The following is a 20,403-nucleotide window of genomic DNA, read 5'->3' as shown; positions in this document are numbered from 1 at the left end:
TCGCTCGCATAACTCCATTAAAAAAGCGCAGTCTTCAATGAAGTAACTGCGCTTTTTAGCATCAATCCGTCAGCTTAGTTCGTCACTGTAAGCTACTGCAACGATAGTACGGCTATCAACACCAATACTGAAAACAATACCTGCACACCAATACTAAGCCATGCTAACGCATTTACCCCGATCAGTGACCAAGGCGTTGAGCTGTTTGGGTATAGAGGGTTGCTGCGTTTACGCCTCGCAAAAACAAAAATTGCGATAGAAGCTGCCGTAGTGACAAGTGTTGCGATGGTTTTTTCATCCACCTCATCAGTAAAGAATAAAAATAACTGCAGTGGTAGCAAAATAGCAGCAAAGGCATAAAGAATATGGACAGTTTTTATTTTTTGATACTTTGCCTCATTAGAAAGCTCGATAATACCGTGCTGCTCAAATGTTTGCTTAGAAGTAAGCGCCTGATTTTTCATAGCCACACGGTAAGGGGTGTCGCCATGAATATCCGCAAGCGTCGGGTCATCACCATGTTCAAAAATCATTTCGATCATAGCTGCAGAGTTCGATGCCGCCGCATAGTGCATTAAGTTCCTGCCCGATTCGTCCAATTCATTTACTTTATGGTGCGGCAACATGGTTTCAACCGCGCTCACAAAGCCATTTTCAACCGCTAACATAATCGCTGAGCGCCCACTGCTATCTCTCGCAGTTCCTGTCGCGCCCTGCGTGACTAAGGTGATAATCGCTGATTGCTTCACCTGTTGTTGGGTTAGCTGGAACAATAGCGCTTGTTCCAAAAGACCCGTTACTTCATCTTTGTCACACATAGTGCAAAGCAGCTCAAAAGTCTGCTGTCCATCCAGCAAACTATCTGTTGCTAGTTTAGCCGTGGCTGCTCGGTCAAGCAGACAAGTATCAATATGAGTCAATAGTGCCGCATGTGTTGCCTCCGAGCTGTTGCACCACAGAGAAACAATTTCTTTCGCGCTAAACTTAAGCCCTTTCTCCAGTAGCCATATCAGCGTTTTTTCATAATGTTTGTCACAGAGCAACTCTACAAACGATAAGCTTTGCTCTTGCACCTGAGCTTGAATATTAGAGTACTGGCCAAGACGCTGAATGAGTGTTTTTATTAGCTCATCCTGATCAGTATCATTTTCCTCAATGTGTTGAATTACGCTATTAACGTATTGACGCTGTTTATCGTCATAGTCATCAATATGCTGAAAATAACAGGCTTCGAACGGCTCTAGCGGTCGTAACCAAGCGAGGTAAAATAAAGGAGGTAGAACAGTGGTCGTTACGCCCTGCTCATCTTTCATTTGTTGGCAATTCGGCCATGCCTCTATGGCATCTAGAATGTAAGCACCGTTTTGTTCGATTAACCCCTTTAACAGCATGGGATACTGAGCAGGCCAAATTAACACTTGTTCCATGAATGCGCTATTATCCTCAGAATGTAAATATATGCAGCATAATTATCGCGAAATGACTAGGTGGTGAATAATATCAACAGTCGCGCTAAAATGCTCACCTATTTCAGGACAAATTTAAAAAATAGGGCTTTTTTGAGGAGCTAGAATGGGCAATCAATTAGAAACATGGCAAGTGGTCTTGATCATTGCTGGCGTGTTAGGGGTGATTTGGAGCAATATTGCGTTGTTAAAGTATTCCGCCAAATTTGAAATGAAAAAGAAAATAGACGAGCAAACGGCACCTCTTGACAAAGATAAAGTAACATCCAAAAACAACACACCTCAAAACAATCCAAAAAAGGATGAAGATTGAAGCATGTTGCGACGTTAGACGTGCTGACTAATCATTCATCCACATTTGAAATTTAATCGCACATCATAAGGCTTACCGAGCGCACCATCGGCTATTCCTCCACCTATGGTCATTGCAGCCCCTGCATCATCGACACTATTTCGACCAAAAATCCACATCGCCATACCGGCAGCCTCAACGGCGTTAGCTACGCCTTTTTGCGTGATATAAGTACTCTCAGGCGTATCGCTGTTATAAATGATATCTAGATTCACAACATACGCGACCATATCAGCTTGTTTGCAATAGTGTCTAGCCTGCTTTAATGCTTCTTTACTACCCGCATCACGGCTGTCGGAAAATAACATAATATTATGCACACCATCAGACGATGGACGCACATCATCATGATGAGCACACCCAGATAACCAAACCGCTAAACCAACACTTAATAGAATTCTTTTCATCACACTCTCCTATTCATTAAGCGCAAGCTTAGAGGTTATTTCGGTTTAGTTCCGTTAGTCATTGTTTAAATTTGTAGTAAGCGACACGGTTGACCAATCACTGAGCTCACTTAACTTCCACGTCCACCCAAACTAAACGGTGATCGGAGCTGGCATGACGACTTTCCACTAAACGGAATAATTCGTCTTCTTTGCTTGGCCAGAAAACCCCGCTGCTAAGTACTTGAAAGCCGAACTTGGATGGTAGTACGTAATCTACGCGTGCCCCCCAATGTGCGGTATAACTGCGACTCGCACTTCCCTTGCTATGTTCACTTCCGCCTCTACTCGTTGGCGCTAAGTCCGAAAACACTCTAGGGTTATCTAATAATTGCTCTATCACACCGGGTCTATGTTTATCCCCTGTATCGGCAGCATTTAAATCACCGACAATGACAAATCGTGTATCATTTTTAAGGCCACCTTTAACGCCATTATCATCATAAATGTACTGGCTACGTTTAGGGTCGATATAATCGGCCATTAAACGGATCTCATCGTGATTTCTGTTGCCATTTCTATCCTCTTCACCATCAAAGACTGGAGGCGTTGGATGCATCGCCAACAGGCGAAACAATTTACCGTTCACTTCAATTGGCAGATCCCAGTGAGATTTTGAGCTTAGTCTCAAATTTTTCCACTCTTGCTCACTATACCAAGGCTGTTTCGTCACAGGGTCTGTTGTGACCTTATGGTCTGGCATATCTTTCCAAAGAAAGGTCTGCAGAGTTCGGGCCTGCTCTTTTTTAATCGGGTACTTTGACAGTACAACCATCCCATATTGCCCCTCATATAAACCAAACCCTTGGGCATCACCGCCATAACTAGATTGCTTGCCGTCATTATCTAAATCATACGGTGTTGGTAATCCAGTATTGACTGGCGCAATATAAAAGTAAGGATACGATATCGGCTGCTGATCCGCTTGAGGTTGTGCTAGATAGTTATTTACAAATGCCCGTACACCTTTATTTGGTTCAGCGATGTAATCAAATTCATTAAGTAGAATCACATCTGGGCGAACACGCTGAATGATTTCTGCAATATTCTTGATTTGTTGATGTTGACCATTCTGTAGCAGTTTACTGAGCTTTTGAGAGTCCAGTGCTTTCCCTTTTTGTTGATAGTTCGTTGCTTCCATACTGACATTAAAGGTAGCAACACGAAGTGTTTGTGCATTTACGACCGTTGTCATCAATAAAAAAAGTAGACCTACGTATCTCATAGACTTGCCTTAAAAAATTGTGATAAATCCCGCGTCGCCTATTTTATTCATAATCCTTTGAAAAACGGAAATTATCTCGACAGATTCAAACGATTTAATGTTGGCAAGTTAGCAAAGAGCGGTTAAAGTTAAGTGATTAACTGCCTTGTACTGCCAATGTGAAATTTGTGAGTATTTTAAAACGATTACACCTCATCACCACAAACCAAGACACCACATTTGAAGAAAAAGTGACGGCGCTGCTGACACTTGGCCTCGATGTGTTTGAGCTTGATATTGCAATCGTCAGTGAAATTCAGGCTGATATATACACAGTAAGGCATGTGATCACCCCAGATAATTCTTTGTTGGTAGGTACGGATTTCGAACTGGCAAACACCTATTGCTGGCACACTTTACAAGCTGACAGCGCACTGTCTTTTCATCACGCTGGTATCAGCGAAATTGCCACTCACCCTTGCTACGCAAACTTTGGCCTAGAGAGCTACATTGGTGCGCCGATTATTGTTGATGGTAAACGCTATGGTACCGTCAACTTTTCCGCATCTAGTGCCAAAGCCCAAGCGTTCAGTCAAGAACACTTAGATTACGTGAGTTTATTAGGTCAATGGATTGGTGTTGAAATTTCTCGGCAAAAGGCGTTAAAAAAGATACAACACCGTTCACAAGCATTAGCAGCGATGAGCCGTCTTGCTGATATTGGCTCTTGGGAAGTCGATTTTAAAAAGAACAAAGTGTATTGGAGCCAACAAACGCGACTCATTCATGGCGTTGATGATAACTTTACACCAACACTCGACAATGCCATCAGCTTCTATAAACCCGGCGTTCACCAAGGAAACATTAAACAAGCCATAGACGACGCCATCACCTCCAAAACCAAATGGGACATAGAATCCATTATTATTGATGCCAACGGCAACGAAAAGTGGGTCGCCTCTCACGGTCAAGGTGAATATGAAAATGGCGAATGCGTTCGGGTTTTTGGTGCCATTCAAGATATAGATGAACAAGTCAAAATGCGTATTGCATTGGAGCAAAAGCGCGAAGAAGCGGAGCAACTTCTTAAAACCCGGAGTGAATTTATCGCCAAAATCAGCCATGAATTAAGAACCCCGCTGAACGGTTTAGTCGGCATGCTTCAAGCGTGCAGAAAAGAAACCGACATAAAAGAAATCAAGAGCAACCTGAGCGTTGCAGTCAACAGTGCAGATATGTTGATCACATTAATAAACGACGTATTAGACTTCAGTAAGCTAAATAGTAATAACCTGAAGCTAGACAATACTCCGTTTGATCTTCATCAGTTAGTCGAACAAGTTGTAGGCCTGTACAGTCCAGCCTGTCGCGAAAAAGGGCTTTCAATTAACTTCCACATTCATAAAAAAGGTACAAATTGGCTCTATTCAGATCCGACGCGAGTTAAACAAATTATTGCAAACCTCGTGAGTAACGCCATCAAATTTACACCAACGGGTAGTATCGATATTTATGCCGACGTGCTGGGAAGTGAAACTTCACCGGTTCTACAATTAAGTGTCTCAGACACAGGCATAGGGATTGCTAAGACCAATCAAGTACATCTTTTTCAGCCATTTAGCCAAGGCAATGCCAGTGTAAGTCGGCATTTTGGTGGTACTGGCCTTGGCCTTTCAATCGTATTTGAGCTCTGTAATTTGTTGCAAGGCGAAGTACAGGTAGAAAGTGAGTTGGGTAAAGGAAGTACCTTTGTCGTTACCTTCCCAATAGAGTTTGCAGACGAGGCCGACGACGTACAAGAACAAAAGACTGAAGAGCAGCATATTTCCTTATCAGAATGTAATATCCTGCTTGTAGATGATAATCAAATCAACGTACTGGTGATGGAAAAGTTACTGAATCAGTTTGGTGCAACTCACATCAACAAAGTCTATAACGGAGAGCAAGCCGTAAAATCATGCCAAGACAAAACCTTTGATATTGTGTTTATGGATTGCGTCATGCCGATTATGGATGGCTTCGAAGCCACTCGCAGTATTCGTAGGCTGTCAAAAGAGAAACGCCAAGGGCCGCACATTATTGCGTTGACCGCCAATACTTCAGAGTCGGATAAGGAAGCCTGTTATGAAGCTGGCATGAATAACTTCCTGTCCAAGCCTATTCAGCTCGACGCACTACGAGGCGCGCTTGAGCCCTTCACGCACAAAAAAGGAGCTTGACCTAGCTCCTTTTTCGTTATTACTCAGCGCTATTATTCCGCTGCTTTTTCTTTGCTCGCTTTAGTACCGTTACTGCTCTTCTTTGGTTGACCAGTGCGGTTAAAGATCCCTAAGCGAATGCGTATAAAGTGTAAAATCTCTCTCGCCACATCAATGTCTACAGCCTGTTCAAGCCCCTCAAAACCTGGACTTGAGTTTGCTTCACAAATTTTAAAATGCTCTTCATCGAATAATAAGTCGATGCCAGCGACATCCAGATTCAGGATATTAGCAGTTTGTGTTGCTAGCCATTCGATTTCAGGGGTGATCGGGTGTGGGCTACCTTTTGCACCTAAACTCACGTTGGCCTTAAAGTTCTTACCGCCAGAATTGCGCTCCATACACGCTACAGCACGGCCGCCAATGGTCAATACACGTAAGTCTCGACCATGACTCGACTTCACAAAACGCTGCAAAATGATATTTGCTTTTGGATTTGTTGCTTCAATAAGTTGCATCAAATCATCAAATTCACCGCGTGATTTAGACAAAAATACGCCGCTGCCCTGCGAGCCTGACAGCGTTTTAATCACGACTGGGAAACCAATTTGCTTCTCTACCAGTTCAATATTTACAGGGAACTTAACCAACATGGTTTTTGGTGTTGGTAAGTTTTGCTCTGCAAGGATCTGCTGCGCGTACAGCTTATCTTTTACGGTTTCGATAGACTGCGAAGAGTTAAAACAATGTACGCCTAAACGTTCAAGGTGACGAATAATCGCAAGCGTAAAGTAAGTCGTGCCTGCACCCATACGCGGCAGTACAAAGTCAGGTAACGCAACCGGCTGACCATCGATTAGAATACTTTCTTCATCTTCTCTAGTTACCAATAGATCGAATTGATCAGGTGAGTAAACTTGAAGATCAATACCTTCTTCCTTTGCCACCGCCATCAATCTATCTATTTCATAAATTTCAGGTTTTAACAAACTGGCAGAGTCTTTGTAAATGATCCAACCGCGCATACGAATTGCCCCTTGAGTAGCGGAATAAGAGGGTCGCTGTCGACACGAATCGTTAAGTGAAAACACCTAAGCAGGTTCGTGTATCACCGGCCCCCAAACAAAAGCGCGATTATGTGGACTCACCAGAAAACAGTACAGCAAAATAAATTTATCGACACAATCTAAAAAACTACTCACGATTTTCAAAGTAAGATTGTGTCCCGTGGGCTTCCAAGGCGCTCTCAATACGTTTTAATGCCAGTTTGTATACGGCATCTCGCATTTCAAGCCCTTTATCACTTCGCAGCTGCCACGCTGCTTCAAATGCATTCGATAAATATTGCGCCAATTTATCTTGCACAGTTTGCTCGTCCCAAGCTTCTCCTTGGCGATTCTGACACCACTCAAAATAGCTTACGATGACGCCGCCGGCATTAGCTAAAATATCAGGGATAACTATCACGCCCTGTTCATGCAAGATTTCGTCGGCGTCCGCCTCAATGGGTCCATTGGCAATTTCGACAATATATTTTGCTGATACTGCTTTGGCGTTATCTCGGGTGATTGCGCCGGATAGTGCTGCGGGCACCAAAATGTCCACATCCAGCGCAAGCAGCTCTTCATTACTCAGCACTTTATGTTCAACGCTTTCACATACTGAATCATCACAGTACACGGCTTTAAGCGCCTTATTGCGTTGCTTTTCTTGATAAATGCTTTCTATATCTAAGCCATCTTTACAGTAAATCCCGCCTTTTGAATCGCTTACTGCAACGACTTTATAACCCGCTTGCTGCAATAGCCTTGCACAGTGATAGCCACCGTTACCAAAGCCTTGAATAGCTACCGTTTGTTCCGCTTTATTCCAATTATTTTTTTCACTAAGCCGCTCTATCATTAAAAATGCACCGCGACCCGTGGCGGACTCTCGCCCTTCACTCCCTCCAAAAATAAGCGGTTTACCAGTGATCACGGCTGGACTTTTTTTACGGACGATTTTCTCGTATTCGTCCATCATCCAGCCCATAATCCTAGCATTGGTGTACACATCCGGAGCAGGAATATCTTGATCGGGTCCAATAAAATCAGCATTAGCTCTGATGTATGCTCGAGCAAGGCGCTCAAGCTCCATGGGACTTAGTGATTTAGGATCAACGGTTACGGCACCTTTACCTCCACCAAATGGCACGCCAACCGCTGCACACTTTAGTGTCATCCAAAGGGCTAAAGCTTGCACCTCACTCATATCAGATTCTTGATGGAAGCGTATTCCGCCTTTTGTTGGGCCTAGCAAATCATTGTATTGACAACGATACGCCTTAAAATAATCAAGCTTACCGTTGTCACGACGAATTGAAATGTTGCTCGACAGCGTTCTTTGAGGCTGGGCTAACGCTTGATAGGTAGACTCGTTAACTCCTGTTTTTTCGACTATATGGTTTAATCTTTTCAACGCGTCTTTTAGTAGATCCGTACTCATCCTTTCCTCGCTTATTTTTTAATTCAACAAGTAATTGTATGAGTGCCTGGCGCAAAAAGATCAAGTCCATCAACAGGGATTAATAATTATGCGATTTCCTCTAAAAAGTAGGAAGGTGTATCATTTGGTGCTAATAAAAAGCATTGTTTCTTCGCTCTAGTTAACGCCACATAGAATAAGCGTCGCTCTTCTGCGTCAGGAAATGCCCCTTGTGCTGGTAAAAGCGCATCGACAAATGCTGGCGTTTTTACCTGTGACGGAAAGTTTCTATGCTTGAGACCAAATACTATCGTAAAGTCTGCTTCAGACCCTTTGGCACCGTGAAAGGTGTTATGTGAAATAATAAGCTCTGGATAGAGCTGCCGCCACTGCGCAATCTTTGATTTATCAGGTAATGCTCTGTGATTTCTTGCCAGTAAGGCAACGGAAGTTTTCCCTTCGTTGCGCTGCTCAATATGATTGAGCAGTTGTTGCGCCTGCGACAATTCGTCATCAACCATCACTTTCACTACGCCCTGTCCTGCCACGCCTGTGGTATGAGAAGTGATATGCTTGGTTATTTGTTCTGGATTGCGGCAAATAAACTCACTCGCCGTGTCTAAAATGGTTTGAGGATAACGGAATGTTTTATCCAAGTATGTGGTCGTCGACTTTCCAAAATAGCGAGTAAATTCGGTTGTTAAGCGCATATCGCCACCACTAAAGCGATAAATAGCCTGCCAATCATCACCAACGGCGAACAATTGCGAGCCGGCTTTTTTATCTAGCAGCACCTGAATGAGCTTTGCCCGCACACGGGAAATGTCTTGAAATTCGTCGACCAAGATGAACTTCCACGGTGAAATAAACTGACCAGACTCTACGTAATAAATAGCCCGCTCCAGCATGTCATCGAAATCGATGCTAGATTCATTGCTTAAATACAGCTGATATTCCGCAAGAACTGGCATGATCACACTCATTTGATTGCTAAATTGCGTCAGCAGTTGCTCAACCTCCCCCATTATTTGAGCATGCTTCATCAATGGTAATATCTGACTTATCAGGTCTATCGCCTGTGACGCTTGCTGTGTGCTCGAACTTTTCAGAAATAGTGCAAAATCTCGCTCAAAGTGGCTTTCTTGTCGCAACGACTGCACGGTGTCTGCAATAAATTGTTTAAATAGTTTTTTATCCGTTGCTAGATTTGAAATTGTCGGCTTTTCCCCGGTAACCGCTTCGATGATCTGCATGCCAAGTGAATGAAAGGTAGAGCAATTTAAGGTATTACAGAGAGGCCGACAGCGCTGACGCATCTCCGTCGCGGCATCATTACCATACGCAAGCAACAACAGCTCATTCGCCTGAGCTAATTTACGATGCAAGAGATACCCAACTTTGGCCTTGATAACGCTTGTCTTACCCGTGCCTGCGCCAGCAAGCAGTAATTGCCTGTCATCCTGGATCACACAAGCCTTACGCTGAGCTAGCGTAAGGGGATTTGATTCAATGCTGTCAAAAAAGTTAGCGTCTTTTGCCAAGTAGTGTTCGACAAAAGCAGACTGAAACTCAGCAATATCACGCTCATTCCAAACTGCAATTTCTCGTACCGTTGCTACTTGAGGCTTTAACGAACTTGGTACGATATTGTCATCTAGGTGCTGCCAGCTGGACCATAAGGCACCGCAAACATGACGCACTAAACTTTGATTATGATGACTAAGATATCGACGCGTTAATAACTGCTCAATTTTACGAACTTTGACTTGCAAGTGCTTGCCATGGTGTAAAATCCAAAGTCGTTGCAATTGTTGCACTAACTCATCTGCACCTTGATTTTTAACACTTAACACATAGGTCTCGTGACCCTGTTTGATCAGGACTTTTTGAGCAAGCCAACCACGCTGAGGTGCTGGTGGAACTGTCATAGTGCTAAAGGGGATGAAACTGTCAGCAGATTTCGACTTAAGGAGGAGGCCTTCTTTCGTACATTTGGCACCACGTACCCCATAAAACAGCCGACTAAAGAGATGTAATGCTATCAATTGGTCAATCAGACAAAGTAATTCCGTTGCTGCCATGCTAGCACGAAACCCAAAAACGCGCTTAATGAAATTTTGTCATCGCTATTTATTTTTTATTAATTTCAATGAACTAATCTAATACCTAGCTAACAGATTGTGCGACTCAATATTTGAGAAGGCAGGCGAATAAGGCCTGCACATCAACATATCAAGCAGCTGTTATTGTAGTTAGCTTTGTTTTAGCCGCTAACGTTGCTTTACCAACCAGGACTAGCACCACGGCGCCAATAATCACAGGCGTAAATAAAAAGCTCCATCCCTCTAGTGCCAACATGATCAGTATTGGATTCGCGCCAGCCGGTGGGTGGGTTGTTTTTGTTACTAACATACTAAATACGCCAAGCCCCGTTGCTAATGCCAAAGTGAATTCGTTAACACCGATATACTGCGCAAAAATAATCCCGATTGTAGCGGTAATGATATGTCCAAAGATGACGTTTTTAGGCTGCGCTAGCGGACTTTCGGGCACACCAAATACCAGCACTGCCGTTGCGCCCAAAGGTGCCATTAAAAAAATATGCTCAGCACTTATCGTTTGACTAAACGCCAATATTGCAATTGCGATAAACGCCCCCGCTCCAGCAATTAAAGCAAGTTGTATTTCTCTCATTGTATTCTTTCCCTTTCCAAAAAGTAGACCAACTTGTCTACTCCGCAAATGGTAGACAAGTTGGTCTACTTCTGTCAACCTATAATCACGGTAATAAACATGGCTGACTGATGAGTACAAAAAGACAACAACTGATCGATTGCGCAATGGACCTGTTCTATCAATATGGCATTCATGCCATTGGCATTAACGAAGTATTAAAGTCATCTGGCATTGCTAAAAAAACCCTGTACAACCATTTTGAGAGTAAAGAGGCACTGGTGCTTGCAACACTTGAGCAGCGGCATCACTTATATATATCTTGGTTATCTCGTTGCCTCGAAAATACTCGAACGAATGAACAGCTCACAGAGCAGCTATTTTCAGCGCTAGATCAGTGGATTAATAACAAAGTGGCAGTGCTGGGCGATTTCCGTGGTTGTTACTTTATCAACACGGCGGCAGAATTTGGTGAGCTTACCAATCCAATAAATCAACTATGCCAGCGGCACAAACTTGCGGTAAAAGCGTTACTCAAACAATCGTTCAACGACGCTGATGATGCCTCTGTCGAGCGCCTGTTTCTATTGAGCGAAGGGATTATTTCAACGGCCTATACCTGCCACGATACGGACGTGGCCAAGCGGGCACTCAAGAATTAAGGTATTTCTCCACTTCTGTAAAGCAAGATGCAAACTTGCTTGGCACAAACTCGATAATGTCATACCGAGCCACTTCGGCGACATAAAAGGGATCTTGACGAACAATATCAAGTAGCTCAGTTTTACTACTCGCCTTTGCCAAAATCACCCCACCAGTTCGTGGGATTTTTCTGCCAGAGGCTATAAAAGTACCATTGGCATAGAAGCGATCTAAAAACGCAATGTGAGGGGCGAGCAGCGGCTCTACCAGTTCAATTTCGGTAACATAAGTAAGGTTAACAATAAATATTGAAGCTGACATTAAACTATTTTCCTGTGAGATTATGGTTCTGATTTGGGTGCTTTTTTACGTTGTTCTTGTTTGGCTTTAGCGACATTTTTAAAAACGGGTGGTGGAATAGGAAAAAGAGAGATGAGCGGCATTAAAGCCAAAAATAGATAAGCGCCTTTTGGCATTTTTTTTGGCCCATAGCACGACCTTAAAAAGTAAAAAGGACGCGATAAAGATCGCCGTAAATAACAACAATACTTCTGTGATCCCTATATCCATTATTATCTTCTCATCTATTCAATAAGCTGGATATGGAGATAAAATGGGTAAAAAGCAAGCGGCGTAAAACAAATAAGATAAGAACGAAAAAAGGCCCCGTGGGCCTTTGGATTTTAGTTACTTTGGGATAATCTGCGATCAGTACAGCATCGCAGAAACTGTGCTGTGATTATCAATCGCCATCGCGATACTTAGGACTGTGATATTGGCTATTGAGAATGCAAATACTTGCCTCGCCCAACCATGTAAATCTAAGTCTCTTTGGTATCCTTTTAGCGCCATCAATAACCACCAAAAACTGGTTGTACAGGCCACCGCCATAAATGCTATGCCGGTATAACCGCTAAGCGGCAGTAACATCACCACGAGTGCATAAATGGCGATATACAAAACAATGTGATGCTTGGCCTTTTCAATACCTTGCGCGACTGGCAACACCGGAATATTCGCGGCCCGGTAATCTTCAAAACGGAAAATCGCAATGGCATAAGAGTGCGGCATTTGCCAAAGACAAAACATCAATAATAAAATGGCAGCGCCAGAGTCAAACACCCCACTTACTGCGCAGTAACCAACCACAGGAGGCACTGCCCCTGACAGGCTACCAACCACCGTGCCATACACTGAGTTTCGTTTCATGTATAAGCTGTAAACACCGACATAAATAAAAAACCCAAATGCGGCAAAACCCAGCGCAATCCAATTGGTGAAATAGGCTAAGAGCCCAAAGCCAGATAATCCGAGTACCAGACTATGTGACAGTGCAGCAACTGAGGAAATTTCCCCAGTTACTGTCACGCGAGTTTTAGTGCGAGCCATTGCCGCATCGATATCCCTGTCGATGACATTGTTAACTACACAACCTGACGCAACGACTAAAGATAGCCCCAGTAGAGTCAAGGCAAATAGCAGCCAATCAACTTCACCTCGAGAGGCCAATAAAAAGCCTCCTGCGACTGAAATCAAGTTTCCCATAATGATCCCAGGTTTTGTCACCTGAAAATAACGACGCAGCATGAGTACTCTCCTGTTAATACATCATCATGGCGTTCGATTCGTAGATGATCCAGACCGACAGCCCCACTACCATCACAATAATCAACGCACTAAAGATAAAGGAAAGCGTGCTTGCCTTGCCTTCTTCCGTAACAAAGTTCAGGTGTAAAAAGTACTTCAGGTGCACCCAAATTTGCACTAACGCCGTTGTCACTAACGTCCAAAATGTCGTGCTAGATGACAAGCTTCCACTCATCACGGCAGCAAAAGGAATGGCTGTCAAAATAACGGATAGTACAAAACCAATTAGATACGACTTCACACTACCGTGGCTGTCGTGTTCATGCTCATGAACATCCATCTGTGCTAACGCTTTAGATTCACTATGGCTCATTACATTGCCCCCATTAAATAAACAACGGTAAATACACAGATCCACACGATATCTAAAAAGTGCCAGAACAAGCTTAAGCAGCTCAAACGCGTTACCGTTTGTGGCTTAAGACCACGACGTGTCACTTCAATCATCATCACAGTCATCCAAATCAAGCCTGCCGTCACGTGCATGCCGTGCAGACCCACCAATGAGAAGAAAGAAGTCAGAAAAGCACTATGCTGCGGTCCATGACCATGTACTATTAAGTGATGGAATTCATACACTTCCATACCAATAAACACCGCACCAAAGGCAAATGTCACCGCAAGCCAAGATAAGGTTTGCGACTTTTTCTGTTTGTTTGCCGCTATCATGGCAAACCCAAAGGTAATACTACTTAACAGTAAGGCCGCGGTTTCAACCGCAACAAAGCCCAGCTCGAATATGTCTTTGCCAGACACGCCACCTGCCGTGTTCATGTACAATACGGCATAAGTGGCAAAGAACGAAGCAAACAACAAACAGTCCGTCATCAGATATAGCCAAAAACCGAATACGGTATTTGAACCTGTGTCATGATCTGCATGCTCGTGAGCATCTTCTAACGCATGCAGCGTAGCGGGAGTAATTGCACTCATGAATTAACCCTCCTGTAATGCGCGAGAAAGGTGGGCAGACTCAATCTGCTCAATCTCGTCAACCTGAACATAATAATCAACGTCGCTGGTGTAACAACGCTTAATAAATACCGCGATAGCACTGACAAAACCCACCGCCGCTAACCACCAAATATGCCAAATCATGGCAAAGCAAAACACGGTCAATGACGCGCTGATAAGCACTCCAGCCGGGGTATTTTTTGGCATGTGAATAGGCTGATAATGTGCAGGCTTTTGATATGCCTGTCCCTGCTCTTTCATTTCTGTCCAAGCGTCAATATCGTCAACTACAGGGGTTTTCGCGAAATTGTAGTACTGCGGAGGAGAGTCCGTTGACCATTCCAGAGTATGCCCATTCCACGGATCGCCTGTGGTGTCTTGCAATTGCTCGCGGTTTTTGTAGCTCACCACTAGCTGTACCACTTGGAAAATTATCCCAAACATAATGATAAAGGCACCAATACAGGCGATGTATAGCCAAATGTTCCACGCTGGCGTGTTGGTATGATTAAGGCGACGAGTCATGCCCAAGAAGCCAAGCACATAAAGCGGCATAAAGGCCACAAAAAAGCCAACCAGCCAGCACCAGAATGAGGCTTTCCCCCAACGCTCATCAAGCTTGTAACCCATAACTTTAGGGAACCAGTAAGCAAAACCCGCTAGATAACCAAACACTGCCCCACCGATAATGGTGTTATGGAAATGTGCAATTAGGAAAAGACTGTTGTGAAGCACATAATCCGCGCCAGGAATTGCAAGCAGTACGCCAGTCATCCCACCTACGGTAAAGGTCACCATAAACCCTAACGTCCAAAGGACCGGCACCGTGATCCGCAAACGACCGCGATACATGGTAAATAACCAGTTAAAGAGTTTTACCCCCGTCGGGACCGCAATGACCATCGTCATGACCCCAAAGAAAGCATTAACATTGGCGCTTGAACCCATAGTAAAGAAGTGATGTAGCCAAACAATGAAGCCCAAAATAGAAATCGCACCGCTGGCATACACCATCGACTTATAGCCAAACAGGCGTTTGCCTGTAAAGGTTGAAATAATTTCTGAGAAAATCCCAAACGCAGGCAAAATCAAAATATAAACTTCAGGGTGACCCCATGCCCAGAACAGATTGATATACATCATGGCATTACCACCGGCTTCATTGGTGAAGAAGTGGAAATCCATATAACGGTCAAGCGTTAGCATCGCGAGCACCGCAGTAAGAATTGGGAAAGACGCAGCAACTAGGATATTTGCCCAAGTACAAGTCCAAGTAAAAATAGGCATTTTCATTAGCGTCATGCCAGGTGCACGCATCTTAAATACGGTTACCAAGAAATTCACGGCAGTGAGCAATGTCCCAAGCCCGGATATTTGCAGTGCCCAAATATAGTAATCCACCCCGACGCCGGGACTAAACGACAACTCCGACAATGGCGGATACGCCACCCAACCGGTTTTTGCAAACTCACCAAATGCCAAGGACAAGTTGATCAGAATTGCCCCGCCCGCCGTCAGCCAAAAACTGAGGTTATTCAAAAACGGAAAAGCAACATCTCTAGCACCAATTTGCAGTGGCAAGATGATATTCATCAAACCAATCATAAATGGCATCGCCATAAAGATGATCATGATCACCCCGTGTGCAGTGAAGATCTGGTCATAGTGCTCAGGAGGTAAGTAACCGGCAGCGCCGCTTGTGGCCATCGCCAGCTGTGTGCGCATCATGATGGCGTCGGCAAAACCACGCATTAACATAATTAATGCCAAGATAATGTACATCACGCCTAGGCGTTTATGATCGATTGAAGTGATCCAATCGTGCCACAGTACGCCCCATTTTTTGTGTTTTGTGACCATTGCCGCCACAATTAGACCAACAATCGCCACCACAGCTAACGTCACCATAATGATGGGTTCGTGATAAGGGATTGCCTCTATGGATAATTTACCAAACAACGACATAATTACTCCTCAGCCTTGCCGTGATGTGGATGCGCAGCATGCTCTGGTTTGGCGTAATAACTCATTTCGCCATGGCCCTGCATGTACTTCATAACTATGGTGTGGAATAAGCCCTGCTCTACCGAGCCAAAATATTCAACGGGGTGATATTCCGAAGGCTCAGCCAGTTTCGTATAACGACCTGCGGTTAAGGCTTCGCCGTTTGCTTTGACATCGGCAACCCAGTTATCAAAACTTGCTTTGTCTTTGGTCGCAATGGCATCGAACTTCATACCCGTAAAGCCCGCTCCGCTGTAGTTAGCAGAAAAGCCTTTGAACGTCCCCGGCTCGTTAGCAATCAGGTGAAGCTGCGTTTCCATCCCAGCCATCGAGTAGATTTGGCTGCCAAGCTGTGGAATAAAGAAAGAGTTCATGGTGCTTTCGGAAGTGATTTTGTACTCCACTGGTACATTCGCTGGAAACACCAGCTCATTCACTGTGGCAATGCCTTGCTCTGGATAGATAAATAACCACTTCCAGTTTAGCGATACCACCTGAACAGTGAGGTGTTCACCCTTACCTTCCAACGGCTTGTACGGATCCAGTGATTGTGTAGAGCGCCAAGTGATCACCCCAAGTACAATAATAATCACAATCGGAATGGTCCAAACCACGGCTTCTATTTTGTTAGAGTGAGCCCATTTAGGTGCATAGATCTCGTGGTCACGACCGTCTCGGTACTTCCACGCAAAATATAAGGTAAGAATAATAACTGGTACTACAACGAGTAACATCAGTACAGTGGCAATGATGATCAAGGACTTCTCATCCATGCCAATTTGCCCCTTGGGATCTAAAATGCCACCACTACAGCCGGTGAGCATAAGCCCCAATGAAGCGAACGCATAATTCACAACACTACGTTTATTCAATTGATTACCCTTCAACGATAAGCTGCGGCTTATTTATCAAGCACGCTGAGTATCTATTTGTGCAAGCTATGCTGCACAAGTTCGAATTGCACTGTATCCATCAGGGAAAATGCATTAGTGAAGGGAAAAGCTCCTTTGATACCAGTCACTAACCATTTACCAAATAATCGATACAGTAAACGGACAATCACATTTACTAAGCTTACAATTCGCCCTAAAAGGACTGTAAGTAGCCGATTAATGTAATTGAAACTGAATTGCTGACTGCTGATCCAAATCGCGTAAATCAAACGCACTGGACTCAAATATTGCGATTACGCAAACAGACAGCGGTACCCAAAAGGAGGAGCACGACAACCATGTGCGCTAGGCACCGGTTGAGGTTGAATAGCCTCAGTAGAGGCGAATGCCGTTTTACGCAGGACAACGCCAGCGCGTGTAGGCAAGATAGTATGGAAAACTAACCAATAAAGACCTGTCAATAATTGCAATGACAAGATAGGCTGAGCCAAAAACTCTCCGAGCATCGCCAAAACAGAGTCAGGTAGTGAATTATCTGCAAAAAGTGCTTCTAATTCAGCTACATCACCTAGCATGCCAGTGAATAATAATGCCGCGTTAAACATCATCAATGCGCTTAACACACTGAAAATACGACCAAATAACTGCGCACGCGTCATCGCACAACCTTGATAGGTTGTGTCGTCAGTAGTAGCAGTTTGTCGAGCATAGCTTAACAGTGGCACAGATTATCCTGATGTTTTTATCTTGATAGAATTGATTAGTTCAGAACTTTCAGTCTAAACTGAAAATTCGCAGCGAGTATAACAAAGTCGCTATTCGATTCAAGCGATATCTGCAATGATCTATATCAAATTTCCTTAATCTACCTCTAACCTTCATCCTTCTCTAAGACAAAATACTTAAACACACTTATTGGAAATAGTTCTCATTCACAATTATTTACAAAACGTGAATGTTAACATTTTTATTAACTATCAATTAGATAGCCGTCTGCACGGCTTAACACCTTATTCATCTTTTGTTCATGCTATTTATTTTTGGTTCGTTCTAAGTATGATCCTCGCCAACTGACATCGCTGTCACTTTAACTAATTCTTTGTTACTAGAGGAACTCATGAAGCAGCTGAATAAACTCTTAGGTTTGATGAAAGTGCCCAATAAACTCAGACTCAGTCTGCTTTTGTCTGTCGTGATCATTACCCTTGTGCAACTCTCATCAGCACTCGTTTTACGAGACAGCTTAACGCAAGAAAGACGTATTAATGCAAAAAACTTAATGGAAACCACAATTGCACAACTTAATATGGTTGCCACCGAGGCCTCGCTCACCCCACAACAAAGACAAGAAAAAATAAAAAAGCTCATTGATGCCGCACGCTATGGTGATGCAGGTTACTTCTTCTTATTTGACCTAGATGGGAATATGGTAACACACCCCATTAAGCCACTGCTCAATGGCACCTCAATGACTCACCATCATGAACACTTTATTCGCGAAGCATTCAGCCAGTTCGTCGTCATTGCGAATCAAAATCAACAAGGCTTTGCCCAATATCAATGGCCAAAACCGGGGACAAAGGAGCTTGAGGGCAAGCTCTCTTATATTGCTAACTTAGGGCACTATAACTGGGCAATTGGAACAGGCATTTACCTTCAAGACGTTGAAGAGCAATTTTATGACCGGCTCATGTTGATGACTGCTGAAACGCTCGGCTATGCGATATTACTTATTTTTCTCTCTAGCTTGATCAGCAAAAATATTACCAAGCCACTGGATAAGCTCACCCGCACTATGGGACTTATTTCAGCGCAAAAAGACCTCACCATTGCACTGAAAAGCCACGGAAAAGACGAGCTTGCCCAAATGGCTATCGCATTTAATAAAATGAACTCGCATTTTCGTGATGTACTGCATGATATCAACGAAAACACCCATTCTTTGGCTTCCCAAGCAGAGGAATTATCCTGTATTACCGAGCAGATCCAAGCTGGTATTGGACAACAAAACAGTGAAACAGAATCGCTGCAAAACCGCATGCAATCGCTTAATCAAGTGGCACAAGCTGTCAATAATGAGTCAAAGCGTGCGCTTGATAAAGTGACAGAGACAACCACACTGACGACCCAAGGGCTGACGCATGTAGACGAAAATGTGGCAGTCATAGCGCATGCCTCTCGTAGCGTCGACTCAGCGCAACAAGCTGTGCTCGAACTACAACGGTCATCGACCGAGATTGGTGCAGTACTTGATGTCATTAAAAAAGTGGCAGATCAAACTAACTTATTAGCATTGAATGCGGCCATCGAGGCTGCGAGAGCAGGAGAACAAGGTCGCGGTTTTGCCGTAGTGGCCGATGAGGTAAGAACACTGGCCCAGCGTACGCAACAATCTACCGATGACATTCAAGCGATCATTGATAAACTGCACAATGGCGTCGCCACAACCGTTGAAGAAATGGAGAGCTGCCGTGCAGCATCCGAACAAAGCCTCAAAGTGAGCCAAGAATGTAAGCACGCACTAGAACAAATCAACCTCTCCATCGCAACCGTGCATGATATTAACGTTAATATCGCCACTTGGAGTGAAAAGCAATCCGAAGATCTTAATGACATGACTGACAACATCAGTGGTATCGCAACAGTGGCAAACCAAACCGCCCTTGGCGCTGAACACACCAAAGCGTCGAGCCAGCAATTAAGCGAAATGTCACAACGACTCTCGCAAATAGTCAATGAATTCAAGGTGTGACCTTGCACCTATTCGCATAGGCGGAAGTGCGTACTTCCGCTGAGAAATGTCGGGTAGCAAGGGGGGGGTTAGCGCGCCAGTCACAAACTGCTCGGCGGGTAAACCGTCTCCTACCAGACTGGTTTTACTTCGGAGTAGGAGCTGCTTTACGCAGCGATCTTTAAAAGCCATCGCCACACAACCCCACCTAACAAAATCCACAGCGATTAATCAGCATAAGGGTAATGAACATGACGCTGCTCTTGTAATTTCATACCCAAATATTCAAAGGTTCCCACCAGCATCTCAGTAAATGGTGCCGGTGCTTTCTCTTGGCATGAGGTTGATAAAATCGAAAACTGCTTTTCACGTAGCGCTCTAAGCTCAGGCTTTAGTGCTTCGATGTCCATAAAGTCGGTTATTCTGTCGATAAATGCCTTCATTCTGGGTGTCACTGCATACCAATAAACGGGGGATGCAAAAATGATGTGCTCAAAACCAAGTACCCATCTAAAAAGGTTAACAAAGTCATCATCACTGTGAGAGTGTTTGTAGCAATACTCACCAATTTTATAACGGTCTAAATAGATGAGCTCAGCTCTTTTTTCTTCTGCTAGTGCCTTTGCAGATTGGTAGGTATTTCCATTGGGGTTTGAGCTTGAGTAAATAACGACTGTTTTCATAATCTTCAATTCCAGTTGCACTAATAATAAGTTGGGTGCTACCTTAA

General features: G+C 44.0%; 20 protein-coding genes. 4 read left to right on the top strand and 16 right to left on the bottom strand.

The window, feature by feature from the left end:
- Window positions 1-92 precede the first annotated feature (92 nt).
- Window positions 93-1,427, bottom strand: a complete 1,335-nt coding sequence (locus PNC201_RS06640) for an ankyrin repeat domain-containing protein (protein ID WP_102056564.1) — start codon at window positions 1,425-1,427, stop codon at window positions 93-95.
- Between the two features lie 145 nt (window positions 1,428-1,572).
- On the opposite strand from PNC201_RS06640, the gene PNC201_RS06635 reads away from it, so the two are divergent.
- Window positions 1,573-1,779, top strand: a complete 207-nt coding sequence (locus PNC201_RS06635) for a DUF2897 family protein (protein WP_102056563.1) — start codon at window positions 1,573-1,575, stop codon at window positions 1,777-1,779.
- A gap of 35 nt (window positions 1,780-1,814) precedes the next feature.
- On the opposite strand, the gene PNC201_RS06630 is transcribed toward PNC201_RS06635, so the two are convergent.
- A complete protein-coding gene (locus tag PNC201_RS06630; protein ID WP_017218873.1) occupies window positions 1,815-2,225 on the bottom strand; it encodes a hypothetical protein in 411 nt (136 codons plus the stop codon).
- Window positions 2,226-2,331: 106 nt separating this feature from the next.
- The gene (locus PNC201_RS06625; RefSeq protein WP_102056562.1) at window positions 2,332-3,489 is read right to left on the bottom strand and encodes an endonuclease/exonuclease/phosphatase family protein; all 1,158 of its coding nucleotides are present in this window, start codon (window positions 3,487-3,489) and stop codon (window positions 2,332-2,334) included.
- A 167-nt stretch (window positions 3,490-3,656) separates the two neighbouring features.
- Between PNC201_RS06625 and PNC201_RS06620 the strand changes: the two genes are divergently transcribed.
- Complete coding sequence (locus tag PNC201_RS06620) at window positions 3,657-5,687, top strand: ATP-binding protein (protein ID WP_102057853.1); 2,031 nt, start codon at window positions 3,657-3,659, stop codon at window positions 5,685-5,687.
- Window positions 5,688-5,719: 32 nt separating this feature from the next.
- Here PNC201_RS06620 and PNC201_RS06615 read toward each other — a convergent pair whose 3' ends face one another.
- From PNC201_RS06615 to PNC201_RS06600, 4 genes are all read right to left on the bottom strand, one after another.
- Window positions 5,720-6,691: an ATP-grasp domain-containing protein gene (locus PNC201_RS06615; protein ID WP_102056561.1), complete on the bottom strand. Its 972-nt coding sequence runs from the start codon at window positions 6,689-6,691 to the stop codon at window positions 5,720-5,722.
- A 169-nt stretch (window positions 6,692-6,860) separates the two neighbouring features.
- The gene (locus tag PNC201_RS06610) at window positions 6,861-8,150 is read right to left on the bottom strand and encodes a Glu/Leu/Phe/Val family dehydrogenase (RefSeq protein ID WP_102056560.1); all 1,290 of its coding nucleotides are present in this window, start codon (window positions 8,148-8,150) and stop codon (window positions 6,861-6,863) included.
- Window positions 8,151-8,236: 86 nt separating this feature from the next.
- A complete protein-coding gene (locus PNC201_RS06605) occupies window positions 8,237-10,210 on the bottom strand; it encodes a UvrD-helicase domain-containing protein (protein WP_102056559.1) in 1,974 nt (657 codons plus the stop codon).
- A 151-nt stretch (window positions 10,211-10,361) separates the two neighbouring features.
- A complete protein-coding gene (locus PNC201_RS06600) occupies window positions 10,362-10,823 on the bottom strand; it encodes an HPP family protein (protein ID WP_010375489.1) in 462 nt (153 codons plus the stop codon).
- 110 nt (window positions 10,824-10,933) lie between these two features.
- On the opposite strand from PNC201_RS06600, the gene PNC201_RS06595 reads away from it, so the two are divergent.
- Window positions 10,934-11,464, top strand: coding sequence for a TetR/AcrR family transcriptional regulator (locus PNC201_RS06595; protein WP_102056558.1), 531 nt, complete (start codon window positions 10,934-10,936; stop codon window positions 11,462-11,464).
- Here PNC201_RS06595 and PNC201_RS06590 read toward each other — a convergent pair.
- The 8 genes from PNC201_RS06590 to PNC201_RS06560 form a co-directional block, all read right to left on the bottom strand.
- Window positions 11,454-11,765 (bottom strand): YciI family protein, encoded by a 312-nt coding sequence (locus tag PNC201_RS06590; RefSeq protein ID WP_010606492.1) that lies wholly within the window; start codon window positions 11,763-11,765, stop codon window positions 11,454-11,456. The genes PNC201_RS06595 and PNC201_RS06590 overlap by 11 nt on opposite strands.
- Window positions 11,766-11,785: 20 nt before the next feature.
- Window positions 11,786-11,920, bottom strand: a complete 135-nt coding sequence (locus PNC201_RS23615) for a hypothetical protein (RefSeq protein ID WP_267895183.1) — start codon at window positions 11,918-11,920, stop codon at window positions 11,786-11,788.
- A 232-nt stretch (window positions 11,921-12,152) separates the two neighbouring features.
- A complete protein-coding gene (gene cyoE, locus PNC201_RS06585; RefSeq protein WP_102056557.1) occupies window positions 12,153-13,031 on the bottom strand; it encodes a heme o synthase in 879 nt (292 codons plus the stop codon).
- A 13-nt stretch (window positions 13,032-13,044) separates the two neighbouring features.
- The gene (cyoD, locus tag PNC201_RS06580; protein ID WP_102056556.1) at window positions 13,045-13,404 is read right to left on the bottom strand and encodes a cytochrome o ubiquinol oxidase subunit IV; all 360 of its coding nucleotides are present in this window, start codon (window positions 13,402-13,404) and stop codon (window positions 13,045-13,047) included.
- The gene (gene cyoC / locus PNC201_RS06575) at window positions 13,404-14,024 is read right to left on the bottom strand and encodes a cytochrome o ubiquinol oxidase subunit III (RefSeq protein ID WP_010606488.1); all 621 of its coding nucleotides are present in this window, start codon (window positions 14,022-14,024) and stop codon (window positions 13,404-13,406) included. The genes cyoD and cyoC overlap by 1 nt, the downstream gene beginning before the upstream one ends.
- Before the next feature lie 3 nt (window positions 14,025-14,027).
- Entirely contained in the window at window positions 14,028-16,010 is a 1,983-nt protein-coding gene (gene cyoB, locus PNC201_RS06570) for a cytochrome o ubiquinol oxidase subunit I (protein WP_102056555.1), read from the bottom strand.
- 2 nt (window positions 16,011-16,012) lie between these two features.
- A complete protein-coding gene (gene cyoA / locus PNC201_RS06565; protein WP_045989113.1) occupies window positions 16,013-16,873 on the bottom strand; it encodes a ubiquinol oxidase subunit II in 861 nt (286 codons plus the stop codon).
- Window positions 16,874-17,235: 362 nt separating this feature from the next.
- Entirely contained in the window at window positions 17,236-17,667 is a 432-nt protein-coding gene (locus PNC201_RS06560; protein WP_102056554.1) for a hypothetical protein, read from the bottom strand.
- Between the two features lie 392 nt (window positions 17,668-18,059).
- Here PNC201_RS06560 and PNC201_RS06555 point away from each other — a divergent pair, with 392 nt between their 5' ends.
- The gene (locus tag PNC201_RS06555; protein ID WP_102056553.1) at window positions 18,060-19,694 is read left to right on the top strand and encodes a methyl-accepting chemotaxis protein; all 1,635 of its coding nucleotides are present in this window, start codon (window positions 18,060-18,062) and stop codon (window positions 19,692-19,694) included.
- A 206-nt stretch (window positions 19,695-19,900) separates the two neighbouring features.
- Here PNC201_RS06555 and PNC201_RS06550 read toward each other — a convergent pair whose 3' ends face one another.
- Window positions 19,901-20,356, bottom strand: a complete 456-nt coding sequence (locus PNC201_RS06550) for a flavodoxin family protein (protein ID WP_088530936.1) — start codon at window positions 20,354-20,356, stop codon at window positions 19,901-19,903.
- Window positions 20,357-20,403 lie beyond the last annotated feature (47 nt).

The sequence above is a fragment of the Pseudoalteromonas sp. NC201 genome (genome assembly GCF_002850255.1).
Classification (GTDB): Bacteria; Pseudomonadota; Gammaproteobacteria; order Enterobacterales; family Alteromonadaceae; genus Pseudoalteromonas.
This window is presented reverse-complemented; position numbering and strand designations above follow the sequence as displayed.